12 protein-coding genes and 1 tRNA gene are annotated in these 12,340 nt (G+C 63.7%); 7 read left to right on the top strand and 6 right to left on the bottom strand.

Going from position 1 to position 12,340, the window contains the following annotated elements:
• Positions 1–64 precede the first annotated feature (64 nt).
• Complete coding sequence (locus ACXHGZ_RS08220; protein WP_480463243.1) at positions 65–556, top strand: GNAT family N-acetyltransferase; 492 nt, start codon at positions 65–67, stop codon at positions 554–556.
• A 169-nt stretch (positions 557–725) separates the two neighbouring features.
• On the opposite strand, the gene ACXHGZ_RS08215 is transcribed toward ACXHGZ_RS08220, so the two are convergent.
• The 6 genes from ACXHGZ_RS08215 to ACXHGZ_RS08190 all read right to left on the bottom strand — a co-directional run bounded on the left by ACXHGZ_RS08215 (position 726) and on the right by ACXHGZ_RS08190 (position 5,402).
• A tRNA-Val gene (locus tag ACXHGZ_RS08215) sits at positions 726–802 on the bottom strand.
• A gap of 107 nt (positions 803–909) precedes the next feature.
• Complete coding sequence (locus ACXHGZ_RS08210) at positions 910–1,845, bottom strand: Dyp-type peroxidase (protein ID WP_480463242.1); 936 nt, start codon at positions 1,843–1,845, stop codon at positions 910–912.
• Between the two features lie 73 nt (positions 1,846–1,918).
• On the bottom strand, positions 1,919–3,427 hold the full coding sequence (locus ACXHGZ_RS08205; RefSeq protein ID WP_480463240.1) for a glucose/sorbosone family PQQ-dependent dehydrogenase: 1,509 nt from the start codon (positions 3,425–3,427) through the stop codon (positions 1,919–1,921).
• Between the two features lie 67 nt (positions 3,428–3,494).
• Complete coding sequence (gene pqqA, locus ACXHGZ_RS08200) at positions 3,495–3,566, bottom strand: pyrroloquinoline quinone precursor peptide PqqA (RefSeq protein WP_084855788.1); 72 nt, start codon at positions 3,564–3,566, stop codon at positions 3,495–3,497.
• 136 nt (positions 3,567–3,702) lie between these two features.
• On the bottom strand, positions 3,703–4,629 hold the full coding sequence (locus tag ACXHGZ_RS08195; protein ID WP_480463238.1) for a SphA family protein: 927 nt from the start codon (positions 4,627–4,629) through the stop codon (positions 3,703–3,705).
• Positions 4,630–4,763: 134 nt separating this feature from the next.
• Positions 4,764–5,402, bottom strand: a complete 639-nt coding sequence (locus ACXHGZ_RS08190) for a TetR/AcrR family transcriptional regulator (RefSeq protein WP_480463237.1) — start codon at positions 5,400–5,402, stop codon at positions 4,764–4,766.
• 293 nt (positions 5,403–5,695) lie between these two features.
• Here ACXHGZ_RS08190 and ACXHGZ_RS08185 point away from each other — a divergent pair, with 293 nt between their 5' ends.
• From ACXHGZ_RS08185 to ACXHGZ_RS08160, 6 genes are all read left to right on the top strand, one after another.
• Positions 5,696–6,562, top strand: coding sequence for a fumarylacetoacetate hydrolase family protein (locus tag ACXHGZ_RS08185; RefSeq protein WP_084855789.1), 867 nt, complete (start codon positions 5,696–5,698; stop codon positions 6,560–6,562).
• A 193-nt stretch (positions 6,563–6,755) separates the two neighbouring features.
• Positions 6,756–7,751, top strand: coding sequence for a 2,4,5-trihydroxytoluene oxygenase (locus ACXHGZ_RS08180; RefSeq protein ID WP_480463235.1), 996 nt, complete (start codon positions 6,756–6,758; stop codon positions 7,749–7,751).
• Positions 7,752–7,771: 20 nt separating this feature from the next.
• A complete protein-coding gene (locus tag ACXHGZ_RS08175; RefSeq protein ID WP_480463234.1) occupies positions 7,772–8,383 on the top strand; it encodes a malonic semialdehyde reductase in 612 nt (203 codons plus the stop codon).
• A gap of 125 nt (positions 8,384–8,508) precedes the next feature.
• Complete coding sequence (locus ACXHGZ_RS08170; protein WP_480463232.1) at positions 8,509–9,741, top strand: MFS transporter; 1,233 nt, start codon at positions 8,509–8,511, stop codon at positions 9,739–9,741.
• A 79-nt stretch (positions 9,742–9,820) separates the two neighbouring features.
• Positions 9,821–11,323, top strand: a complete 1,503-nt coding sequence (locus ACXHGZ_RS08165; protein ID WP_084855619.1) for a CoA-acylating methylmalonate-semialdehyde dehydrogenase — start codon at positions 9,821–9,823, stop codon at positions 11,321–11,323.
• Positions 11,324–11,397: 74 nt separating this feature from the next.
• Positions 11,398–12,252: a hypothetical protein gene (locus tag ACXHGZ_RS08160; RefSeq protein ID WP_084855620.1), complete on the top strand. Its 855-nt coding sequence runs from the start codon at positions 11,398–11,400 to the stop codon at positions 12,250–12,252.
• Positions 12,253–12,340 lie beyond the last annotated feature (88 nt).

Below are 12,340 nucleotides of genomic sequence, written 5' to 3'. Positions count from 1 at the left end.
ACGGACAATCGGAGGTCTTCGACGGCACTTGCCAAGACCGTCAGATCACCCGAACGAGACCGCCATGAGTACACCTTCCTTCCGCACCGCCAGCCCGTCGGATGTCGACCGTTGCTTCCAGATCGAGACCGAGGCCTACGAAGGCGACGAGGCGGCCACCCGCGAAAAGATCGCGACGCGCATCGCCCAATACCCGCAAGGCTTCCTGATCATGGAACTCGATGGCCAGACCATCGGCTTCATCAACTGCGGCTGCGCCCACGACGTGGTCATGTCCGACGAGGCATTCAAGGAGCTGGTGGGCCACGATAGCCAGGCGCCCAATGCCGTCATCATGTCGGTGGTGATCGACCCCGCGCACCAGGGCAAGGGCTATGCCACGACGATGATGGACACTTTCATCGAGCGCATGCGGGCCATGGGCAAACGCACCATTCACCTCATGTGCAAGGAGCGCCATGTGCCGCTGTACACGCGCATGGGCTACCGCTATGTGAAGCCTTCGGCCTCTGACCATGGCGGCATGGCGTGGCATGAGATGGTGATGGGGCTGTGAAAGCGCTGGATTGAAGCAGAGGCGTTCGTGCACGCCTTGCAAAGAGACAGGGCCGCGTTGCGGTCCTTTCGCGGCACAAGGTCGCTCCTGCAAGGGGCATGGAGCGAAAGCAAAAAGGGCGACCCTTTCGGATCGCCCTTTTCGTGCCCGGAACACCTGGGCTTGTATTTGGTAGGCACAATTGGACTCGAACCAACGACCCCCACCATGTCAAGGTGGTGCTCTAACCAACTGAGCTATGTGCCTGTCGTGTGGCGCGCATATTAAGGGGGTTGCGAAAGCCTGTAAAGCGTTTTTTTCAAAAAAATCAAAAACTTTGCGCCAGCCCCCTTCGCCGTGTTTTGGCTCGTTTATTACGCCAGGCCATCCAGGAACGTGGCGGAAGGCACGAAGAACAATCCACCCGTGACAGCGCGGCTGTAATCGAGCAAGCGGTCATAGTTCCCGGGCGGCTTGCCGATGAACATGTTCTCGAGCATCTCCTCGATAGGCGCGGGCGAGCGTGCGTAACCAATGAAATAGGTGCCGAACTCCCCTGCCCCCGGACGCCCGAACGGCATGTTGTCCCGAAGGATCTTCACTTCCTGGCCGTCCTTGTCCAGGGTGGTCAGGGCGCTGTGGGAGCAACTGGGCTTGACCGAGGCATCCAGCTCGATATCCGACAGCTTGGTGCGGCCAATGATATTTTCCTGGTCGGCGGTGGACAGTGCGTTCCACCCCGTCATGTCATGCAGGTACTTCTGCACGAGCACATAGCTGCCCCCCACGAACGACGGGTCTTCGTTGCCAACCAGGGTGAACTTGGCGACTTCGCGGCCGCTGGGGTTCTCCGTGCCGTCGACGAAGCCGATGATGCTGCGCATGTCGAAGTAGCGAAAACCCTGGACTTCATCGACGACCGTCACAGCCGCCCCCAGGCGCTTCATGACCTGCGCCGCCAACTCGAAGCACAAGTCCATCTGTTCGGCACGGATATGCAAGAGGATATCCCCGGGTGTGGCGACTGCCACGCGCTCCCCGGTACCGATTTCGCGAAACGGGTGCAGCGATGCCGGGTATGGCGCGCCGAACAGTACACCCCAGGCCGTGGCGCCGAAACCCAGTACACAGGAAAGGTTGCCCGACGGTACGCGCTTGCCGACCGAACGGACCAGCCCGGCCAGGTCGCCACACAAGGCGCGCACGGTGTCACGGTGTTCGCTACCTGGCGTCAAGGTCGCCACGAGGAAGATTGCACTGCGGGTGATCGCGGTGTCGACCGCTTGGGGTTCGATCTCGGAAACGTTCATTGCATGCCCACCGCCTTGAGTGATCGTCAGGCGTTAGACGCTACACGCCATGGCGGGAGCATGCAATCAGGCGCTACTTGCCCGTACTGCGAAACGCCAGGATGGCACCAGGGTTCTCGAACTTCGCTGCCGCGCTGCCCTTGTCGTTGGTGCCCAGGCTGCTTTCGATATCCGTGGCCACGTAGATCACCTCACCGCTGGGGTCGACGGCAATATCCCGGTAGCGGTTCAACGAGCGGAACACCGGCGTTGCATCGCCCATCGGCACGGTCTTGGAGCCATCGAGCTGGATCCGATACACCACGCCACGCTTGAGGCTGGTGATCAGCAACGAGTTGCCCCAGCCTTTGGCAGCGTTACCGGACGCGGGGTAATAGGTGACCGAGGACGGTGCGATGGTGGGCCAGCAGATGTAGAACAGGTTGTTCTCCTTGCAGGCCGGCTGGTTGTAGACGTAGTCATTGCCGACGCTGAACAGCGTCTTGAGCGGCTCGACGAATGCCGTGGAAGACCATTGGGTTTCCTGCTGCACCGGAATGCCTTCCGGGACTTTCAGGCCGTTCTGGTACTGGTCTTCGTTGCCCTTGCAGCCACCTTTGGCAGCGCTGTAATTGGCGTAGGCGTAACCCTGGCCATCCTTGAAGCCGGCCACGTAGGGCCAGCCGTAGTTGCCGCCCTTGACGATGAGGTTGAGCTCGTCGTCGCTGTTGGGGCCCTGCTCGGTGGCGAAGAGTTTGTCACCGACGAACACCATCCCCTGGACGTTGCGGATCCCGTAGGCATAGACGTGACTCTTCACACCGTTGATCACCGGGTTGTCGTCAGGCACCGACCCGTCCAGGTTCAGGCGCAGGATCTTGCCTGCGTAGTGAACCCAGTCGCTTTTGCTGACGTCTGCAGCGGTCGGCGTCATCTGCGCCTTGTTCTGTTCGCAGAGGTAGGAAAGCTGGTTCGCGCCCTGGTCGCCGATGGAGTAGTACAGCTTGTCGTCCGGGCCGAAGAGCAGGCGTGCGCTCTGGTGGTCGCGGGCCGAGGGCAGGCCTTTGAGCAGGTCCGTAGCTTCGCCCAAGGTGTTGGTCTTGGCGTCGTAGGTGTAGCGGCGGATCAGCGTGCGGTTGGGGAAGGCCTCGGAGTCGCCGCCGGCGTAGGTCAGGGATACGTAGACATAGTCCTGCCCGGTGCCCTTGAGCAACCGCGGGTGCAGGGCGATCCCGAGCAGGCCGTCCTGCTCATGGTGCCCGTTGGCCGCCTGGGAGTGCACGGCATCGGCAACGGCAAGGGCGACTTTCACCTCACCGGTCTTGGGGTTCACGCGGGTGATCTTCCGGCTGACCTGCTCGGTCAGCCACAGGTAGCCGTCGGGGCCCAGGACCATATTGTGTGGGTTCGCCAAGCCAGTGGCGACAACGCGCTTCTCGAAGCCTTCGGTAGCCGGAATCGGCGCCCCCGGCGCCGGCGGGGTATCGGCCATGGCCGTCAGCGACATGCCCGCCAGGTTGGCAACCAACAACAATGACCCCAGCCTCGCGCAGATACGGGCTTCGCCGAGGCGGTTTTCAGACGTGCAATGGTTGAGCTTCATGCGATTTCCTCAGGGCTTTAAGCAAGCACCACGACACCTAGGCTCCGGCAAGCCGGGGCTCGGCCTGTCAGCGATTGGCGAAGTACATCGTCACTTCGAAGCCAATGCGCAAGTCGGTATAGCTGGGTTTGCTCCACATCTCTCGATCTCCTCTGCTTGGATAAAGACGCGCTGGCGTCGTTGGGAAATTAGTAAACCCATTCCCGCTTCGCCAGGGGGGTGAATGGCACACAGCGTTCCATTTCCTGAACGAAAAACCCGAACGCCCCTTCGCGCTAGAACGGCAAGAGGTAACGCAAGGTGAGCTGGTTGCCTTCGGAGCGGTTCCTCGCGCCCTGCTCGACATAGTAATTGGCGTAGAACATATGCCGCGCATGGCGGTACATCACCCCCGGACCAAAGGCCAGCACGCGCTCGCGGGAGTCGCTCTGCCGGTGGCCATCGACCCGGTCGGCCGATAGCTGTTCCAGCTGGTAGCCAGCAAGGCCTACGCGCCAGGCGTCGGACACCGCGTAGGAGACCGAGAAATTGCTGTGTATCGCTTCGCCCGGCTGGACGCTGTCGGCCTGCAGCCGGCTGGCCGGATCGTCGTTGCGGCTGGACCAGGCATAGTGAAGGCGCCCGCTGACTTCGAGGCGGTCGGTCAGCTCCCAGGTAAAGGCGTAGTGCGGGCTGACCACCCACAGGTTGCTGCCGGTGTTGAGGCTGGCGTCCCGGTCATAATCACCGGTCGGTGCAGTGATCACCAGGTTCAGGCGCTGCCAGTAGGGTCGCCCGAACAGTTGCACGGGGTCCCACTGCAGCAACAGAGGGCTGAAGATCAAGTCACCCTGGCGCGTGCGTGACGCGTCCGGGCCGTTGTCGATATCGACGTCCAGGTGCACCAGCGGCAACAGCACTTCCATCCCGTAGTTGGCGCCCAGGATCTTGTGCTCGGTGATATAGGCCAGGTGTGGCAGGACCGTGGTGCTGTGCACTTTCTGCCGCCCCGGCACCGCGCTGCCATGGGCGTCGGTGGCGTCTTGCGCACGGTAATGCTGGATCGGCAACTCGAACAGCATCCCGGGTCGCACGATCCCGTCCAGGAAACTGGTATTGCCCAGCGGCAAGGGTGGAAGGCTGACGGCATCGGCGACGACCTCGGCACTGCCCAGGGCCGTGGCCAGTGACAACAGCGCGGCGGATTTTCTGCAAGGCCTCATCCAGGTCTCCTGAAGGCGTTCATGTAACGGTGCCAAACAGAAAACGTTAGTGATCTCTCGCAACGGCCGCTAGAGCCCCTGGATGGGCCACAGCGTTCCGCCTGCAGAACGCGCTGCGAACGAAGCCCCGGACCTTAGCTCGACGGCAGGCCGGTCGCGGGTTTCAGCCCATCCAGGAACACCACGATGGCATCGTCGATGCGGCGCTGTCGTTCGACCTGGGTGGGCGTTTCCATGAAGCCCAGCAGGCAACGCAGCTGGAAGTCCCCCGTCAGCGCGTCGAGAAAGAGCACGGCGCGGGTCTGTGCATCCCCTGGGCACACGAGGCCTTCTTGGGCTGCCCATTCGAAATAATCCTGCAAGCAACCGTAGGCCGCACCCGGCGCAGCCTCGAAGAATGCCTTGGCCGCCTCCGGCGCCCGCAGCGCCTCGGCCACGATCAAGCGGTGGATGGCGATCGTGCGCGGGGCGAGCACCACCCCGAGGAAGGTTTCGGCAATGATGCGCAAAGCCTCGGGCAAGGGCTTGCGGGCCAGGTTCATGTGTTTGAGCGGGTTGACGATCTCATCACACAAGCGGGCGATAATCGCGGCGAACAGGCCATCCTTGTCACCGAAATAGGCATACAGCGTGCGCTTGGAGCCACCGATGCGGGCAATGATCCCATCGACGCTGACGCCCGCGTAGCCCTCTTCCAGGAACATCTCCGTCGCCGCGGCGAGAATGCCTTCACGCTTTTCGACCTGCCGCTGACTCTCCACGCGCTCGCTCAAGCAACACCTCTTCATCGAATAACACATCACTATTTGATTTTGCGCCCCTTCCCACAGGCATCAGCGCTAGCGGCCTGTACTGCGCGCGCGGGCTCGCTTCATAGCCTACCTGCACCACGACTGGAGCTCCAGGCATGTAATGAAATCGAAGCGTCCACCACCCGCTCTATTCGAAAAACGTCTTAGCGCATTGATTGACACCCGCCACGACTAATGGGAATCTCGACGAAACGGTACGGTACCGTACCCTTTTACTGGAAACCTTGAACAACAATAACAGCGAGGTACAGATCATGCGTTTCGTACATTTTGTCCAAGGCACCACCAAGGGCCTGGCCGTGGAAACCGACAGTGGCTTGCGTGGCCTTACCGAGAACCTGCCAGGTTACCCCGGCTCGCTACTGACGCTGCTCGGCCGTGGCCAGGAGGCGCTGCGTGAGGCCCATCAGCAACTGAGCCAGGCGCCCCAGCTCGATACCTCACGCATCCGTTACCTGCCCCCCATCGAGCGGCCTGGCAAGATCGTCTGCGTCGGCCTGAACTATGCCGACCACACCAAGGAAAGCCCCTACGAGCAGCCCAGCTACCCCACCTTCTTCCCGCGCTTTGCCACCTCCTTGGTTGGCCATGGCGAGGCCATCGTCCGCCCGCACGTTTCCGAACAGCTCGACTACGAAGGCGAGCTGGCCGTGATCATTGGCCGCCACGGCCGCCATATTCCGCAGGACCAGGCGCTGGAGCATGTCGCAGGCTATGCGATCTTCAACGAAGCGTCGGTGCGCGACTACCAGTTCAAGTCCCCGCAATGGACCATCGGCAAGAACTTCGATGCCACCGGTGCCTTCGGCCCGACCTTCGTCAGTGCCGATGAGCTGCCGCCCGGCGCCCGCGGCCTGACCCTGACCACACGCCTGAACGGCAAGATCGAACAACAGGCCAATACAGCCGACATGGTCTTCGATGTGCCGCAGCTGATCAGCGTGCTCAGCGAGGCGGTGACCCTGGAGCCTGGCGATGTGATCGTCACCGGCACCCCGGCGGGCATCGGTTGGGCCCGCCGGCCGATGCTGTTCATGCAGCCTGGCGATGTCTGCACCGTCGAGATCGAAGGCCTCGGCACCCTGAGCAACCCGATCGTCGCCGAGACGCCGCCGGCCTGAGGCCGCGCCACAGTCGTTCGCCCAACCCCGTTCGCTTCCCGCAGGAACTTCCCCGACCGGCCCAGTGCCGTGTCGGTGATCCCGGCTGCCTGCGCCCGGACCGATTCGCGGTCCGCGCCTGCGGCCGCCTGGAAAAAGGCCCTGCCCGCGAATGCCCGAACCTGTCGACGGCCCTCTGCCAAGGAGCGCAGCCATGTTGCACATCAAAGACATCAACCATGTGGTCTACCGGCACGCCGATCTTGACCGCCTCGAACGATTTTTGGGCGACTTCGGCCTGATCGTCAGCCACCGAACGGAACAGCGCCTGTACCTGCGGGGCACCGGCCCCCTGCCCTACGTCTATATCGCCGAACGCGCCGATACCCCCGCGATGGGCGCCATCTCCTTCGCGGTCGAGTCCTTCGCCGACCTGCAGGCTGCCGAACGCCTGCCCGGGGCCTCGTCGATCCAGGCGCTGGCGCACCCGGGCGGTGGCCGGTGTGTGGTACTGCACGACCCCTCCGGCCGGCGCATCGAGCTGGTGCATGGCATCCAGCCCGTAGAGGCCCTCCCCCAACGCAGCGCGCTGGTGCTCAACTCGGCGGTGGAGAAACGCCGCTTCGGCGAAGTCCAGCGCCCCGGCAAGGGGCCGGCGCAGGTCATGCGCCTGGGCCATGTCGCCATCGGCGTTGCCGACATGCCCCGGATGATGGCCTGGTACCGCGATGTGCTCGGCATGCTGCCCTCGGACCTGATCGTCGAAGGCGACCAACAGTGCCCATCCGCCGCCTTCCTGCGCCTGGACCGTGGCGAGAACTGGACCGACCATCACACCATCGCACTGTTCCAGGCCGGGCGGGACGTGGTCCATCACGCCTCGTTCGAGGTGCAGGACTTCGATGCCCAGTGCCTGGGGCACGCCTGGATGAACGAACAAGGCTGGACGCCGTTCTGGGGCGTCGGGCGCCATGTGCTCGGCAGTCAGATCTTCGATTACTGGCGCGACCCCTCGGGCAACCTCATCGAGCATTTCACCGACGGCGACCTGTTCAACCATGCCTCGCCCATGAACTGCACCCAGGCCTGCGACTCCAGCCTCTACCAGTGGGGCCCGCCGATGTCGGTGGAGTTCTTCCTGGGCGGTAGCAACGAAGGCGAAACCGTCACCCCCCGTTCGCTGGCCGAGCGCCAGCGCCATACCCGCTGACCACCAAGGAGTTCGGCACCATGAGACAGACACTGTCGGAACAGAGCCTGGACCTGCTGTTTCGCGAAGCCCGCAGCCAGAACGGCTGGCTCGACAAGCCCGTCGAGGACCACACCCTGCGCGCCATCTACGACCTGGTGCGCTGGGGCCCAACCAGCACCAATGGCTGCCCGGCGCGCATCGTCTTCCTGCGCAGCGCCCACGCCAAGGCCCGGCTGCTGCCGGCGCTCGCCGCGGGCAACGTGGACAAGACCCTGAACGCGCCGGTCACCGCCATCATTGGCTACGACGCGGACTTTCACGAGCAACTGCCGAAGCTGTTCCCGCACAACCCAGGCATGCGCGACTGGTACGCCGCGCAGCCACACATGATCGAGGCTGCGGCGCTGCGCAACGGCTCGCTGCAGGGCGGCTACTTCATTCTCGCCGCCCGCGCCCTGGGCCTGGACTGCGGGCCGATGTCGGGCTTCGACCATGCCCAGGTCGAGGCCGAATTCTTCGGCGATGGCGGCAGCTTTCCCGGGCAACGCATCCGGGTCAACTTCCTCTGCAACCTCGGGTACGGCGACCCCGCCAAACTGTTCCCGCGAAGCCCGCGCCTGAGCTTCGAGGAAAGCTGCACCCTGCTGTAGACACCTCCTGGCCGGCGCCTTGTGCGCCCGATGCCGTACACAACAAGAACAAGGAGAACACCATGCGGCACACCGACCCGACCCTTTCCTCCCACCACCGGCCGAACCGCTGAAGGAGCCCGACCATGCGCAGCATCTCGAAATGGCATGTGCTGGTGGGCGGCTTCCTCGCCTACCTGTTCGACGCAATGGAAATCATCCTGCTGACCATCGCCCTGCCGGTGATCCAGCAGGACCTGGGGCTGACCATCGGCCAAGCCGGCATGCTCGCCTCGGCCACGCTGTTGGGCATCGGCATGAGCAGCATCACGACCGGGTGGTATTCGGACAACCACGGCCGGCGCAAGGCCTTGCTGCTGTCGCTGGTGAGCTTCGGCGCACTGACCATGGCGGTGGCCTGCACCCACAACTGGTACCTGCTGCTGGTATTGCGCTTCCTCTCGGGCCTTGGCCTGGGTGGCGTCTGGGGCATCGTCTCGGCCTACATCGCCGAAACCTGGCCTGTACACCAGCGGGCCCGCGCCACCGGTTTCGTGCTCAGCTCGTTCCCGGTGGGCGCTGCCATCGCGGCAATGGCCGGCAAGGCGTTCCTGCCGAACTGGCAGATGCTGTTCCTGGCGGCGGGGGTTTCGACCCTGATTCCGGTGCTGTACCTGTGGCTGTTCGTGCCCGAGTCTCCCGAATGGAAAGCGCAGAAGGACGCGGCCCGCGCGGATGCGCCGGTGAATGCTTCGGTGCGTGAGATCTTCGGCCCAGGCCTGCTGCGCGTGACCTTGCTGGGCACTGCCGCGGCGAGCTGCTCGGTGATCGGTTTCTGGGGTGCCAGCACCTGGTTGCCGACCTACCTGGTGCACGAACGAGGGCTTGCGATCGGCATGATGGCGCATTTCATGACCATCCTGAACATCGGCGCCTTCATCGGGATCAATGCCTTTGGCCTGATCGCCGACCGTATCGGCAAGCGCAACGCCACCTTGCTGTCGCTGCTGGGCAGCGCGGTGATGCTGGCACTCTATGCGCTGACCACCGACAACCAAGTCCTGTTCTGGCTGGGCCCGGTGTACGCCTTCTTCTATGCCTTCGCCAGCCTGTTCGCCTCGTACTTCAGCGCCTTGTATCCCGTGCGTGTGCGCACCATCGGTGCCGGCTTCTGCTTCAACTTCGGCCGCGGCCTCGCCGCCTTCGCGCCCCTGTTGCTCAGCGGTATCGCCACCCAGCACAGCCTGGGGCTGGGGCTGCTGGTATGCGCAGGCTTCTTCGCCATGGGCATGCTGATCATGTGCTTCATGCCCCAAGCCGACGTACCACTCGGCAGCCGGGCAACCCCGCTGAAACCGGCCGACACCGCTTCATCCTGACCACCCACCCGTAATCGCAGCCCGCAAGCCCGGCACCTGTGACGTGCCAGGAAGGAGCTGCTCGCCTGGAGAAAACCCCATGATCACCTTGCAGCACTTCATCGATGGACACCTCAGCGAAGGCCGCAGCGGCCGCTTCGCCGACATCTGCAACCCCGCCACCGGCCAGCGCAGCGCCCGGGTTCCATTGGCCAGCGCCGAGGAACTGGACCAGGCGGTTGCCGCAGCCAAGGCCGCCTTCCCGGCCTGGTCGGCCACCACGCCCCTGCGCCGCGCACGCATTCTCAGCCGCTTCAAAGAACTGCTGGAACACAATGCCGAACGGCTCGCCGCGCTGATCACCGCCGAGCACGGCAAGGTGCACTCCGATGCCATGGGCGAGGTCGTGCGCGGTATCGAAGTGGTCGAGTTCGCCTGCGGCGCCCCGCACCTGCTCAAGGGCGAGGTCAGCGAAAACATCGGCAGCCACATCGACTCCCACGCCATGCGCCAGGCGCTGGGCGTGGTCGCGGGCATCACGCCGTTCAACTTCCCCGCCATGGTCGCCTTGTGGATGTTCCCTGTGGCCCTGGCCTGCGGCAATACCTTCGTGCTCAAGCCCTCCGAGCGCGACCCCTCGGCGGCCCTGCTGCTGGCACAGCTGCTGGCCGAGGCTGGCTTGCCGGCTGGCGTGTTCAACGTGGTCAACGGCGACAAGGCGGCGGTCGATGCGATCCTTGCCCACCCCGATGTGCAGGCCGTGAGCTTCGTCGGCTCCACGCCTATTGCACGGCACATCTATGCCACTGGCGCGGCCAACGGCAAACGCGTGCAAGCACTGGGCGGCGCGAAGAACCACATGGTGGTGATGCCCGACGCCGACCTGGACAAAGCCGCCGATGCGCTGATGGGCGCCGCCTATGGCGCCGCCGGCGAGCGCTGCATGGCGATCTCGATTGCGGTGGCAGTGGGCGATGCCACCGCCGACGCGCTGATCGAGCGCCTGGCGCCACGGGTCCGCGCGCTGAAGGTCGGCCCCGGCACCGACCCAAGCGCAGAAATGGGCCCGCTGATCACCCGCGAACACCTCGAGCGCGTACGCGGCTACGTCGATATCGGCGTCGCCGAAGGCGCCACGCTGGTGGTCGATGGCCGCCAGTTCCGCATGCAGCAACCTGGTTTCGAGGGTGGTTTCTACCTCGGTGGCAGCCTGTTCGACGACGTCACCTCGCACATGCGCATCTATCAGGAAGAGATCTTCGGCCCGGTCCTTGGCGTGGTGCGGGTGCAGAGCTACCAGGAGGCGGTGGCGCTGATCAACGCGCACCAGTACGCCAACGGCACCGCCATCTTCACCCGCGACGGCGACTCGGCGCGCATGTTCGGCCATGAGATCCAGGTCGGCATGGTCGGTATCAACGTGCCGATCCCGGTGCCTATGGCCTTCCACAGCTTCGGTGGCTGGAAGAACTCGCTGTTCGGCGACCACCACATGCATGGCCCTGAAGGCGTGCGCTTCTACACCCGCCTCAAGACCATCACCTCGCGCTGGATGAGCGGCATCCGCACCGGTGCCGACTTCGTCATGCCGACCATGAAGTGACCCTTGGGCAGTCCTGGACTGCCCTTCCCCGCCGCCTCACACGCAGGCGGAAACCAACCCGGAAACGCACCTAGATGAACGCAGAACAATTACAAGAACGCATTTGCAAGGTACTGACCGCACTCTCCCTGGGCACGCTCGCCACCACCTGCCATGCCGCCGAATGGAGCGATACGTTCATCGGCTTTCGTTACGGCCAGCACTTCAGCGAACCGCCCGTAGGCAAGAAGATCCAGAAGGAGATCTACCAGCTCGGCCATACCCGCGGCAACGACTGGGGCATGGATTTCTTCAACCTCGATGTGCTCAAGTCCGACGCCAACGACCCGAAGAAAGACAGCGACTCCGGCGCCGTGGAAGCCTACCTGGCCTACCGTCACCAGTTGTACCTGAGCAAGGTCTTCGACCGTTCGCTGCGCTACGGCCCGATCAAGGACATCGCCCTGAGCGGCGGCGTCGAGCTGAACTACAAGAACACCGACTTCTCCACCCGCAAGCGCCAACTGCTGGTGGGGCCCACGCTCAAGTTCGACGTACCCGGCTACCTGGACCTGAGCCTGTTCTACTCCATGGAGTGGAACCATTGCGGGCTGTCAGCCTGCAAGACCGAGAACATCGAGTTCGATCCGTACTATGTGGTGCACCTGGCATGGGGCTACCCGTTCCAGGTGGGCGAAGTGCCGTTCAAGTTCCACGGCTTCGCCAGCTACAAGACCGAGAAAGGCAAGGACTACTTCCACGACGATACCGGTGAAGAGAGCCTGGTGCGCGGTGCGTTGATGGTCGACGTCGGCAAGCTGGCCGCCGGCGTCAGGAACACCTTCTGGGTCGGGCCCGGATACGAGTGGTGGCACCACAAGTACGGTGCGGTGAACAAACCTGGCGTCAACACCCGGGCACCGACGCTGCATATGGAGTGGCATTTCTAGCCCGATGCCCCCTCTGGACTGCCCCAAGGGTTGGATGGGTGTCCGACTTCCTGGGGCAGTCCTCTACAGGAGCGTGCGAGTTCAATAG

This window comes from Pseudomonas shiyinii, from assembly GCF_056725765.1.
This window is presented reverse-complemented; position numbering and strand designations above follow the sequence as displayed.

Coding starts and splice junctions, on each gene's coding strand:
- ACXHGZ_RS08195 (WP_480463238.1), bottom strand. CDS start 4,629: ATGAGGCCTTGCAGAAAATCCGCCGCGCTGTTGTCACTGGCCACGGCC.
- ACXHGZ_RS08185 (WP_084855789.1), top strand. CDS start 5,696: ATGCGTTTCGTACATTTTGTCCAAGGCACCACCAAGGGCCTGGCCGTG.
- ACXHGZ_RS08205 (WP_480463240.1), bottom strand. CDS start 3,427: ATGAAGCTCAACCATTGCACGTCTGAAAACCGCCTCGGCGAAGCCCGT.
- ACXHGZ_RS08160 (WP_084855620.1), top strand. CDS start 11,398: ATGAACGCAGAACAATTACAAGAACGCATTTGCAAGGTACTGACCGCA.
- ACXHGZ_RS08220 (WP_480463243.1), top strand. CDS start 65: ATGAGTACACCTTCCTTCCGCACCGCCAGCCCGTCGGATGTCGACCGT.
- ACXHGZ_RS08175 (WP_480463234.1), top strand. CDS start 7,772: ATGAGACAGACACTGTCGGAACAGAGCCTGGACCTGCTGTTTCGCGAA.
- ACXHGZ_RS08210 (WP_480463242.1), bottom strand. CDS start 1,845: ATGAACGTTTCCGAGATCGAACCCCAAGCGGTCGACACCGCGATCACC.
- ACXHGZ_RS08170 (WP_480463232.1), top strand. CDS start 8,509: ATGCGCAGCATCTCGAAATGGCATGTGCTGGTGGGCGGCTTCCTCGCC.
- ACXHGZ_RS08165 (WP_084855619.1), top strand. CDS start 9,821: ATGATCACCTTGCAGCACTTCATCGATGGACACCTCAGCGAAGGCCGC.
- ACXHGZ_RS08180 (WP_480463235.1), top strand. CDS start 6,756: ATGTTGCACATCAAAGACATCAACCATGTGGTCTACCGGCACGCCGAT.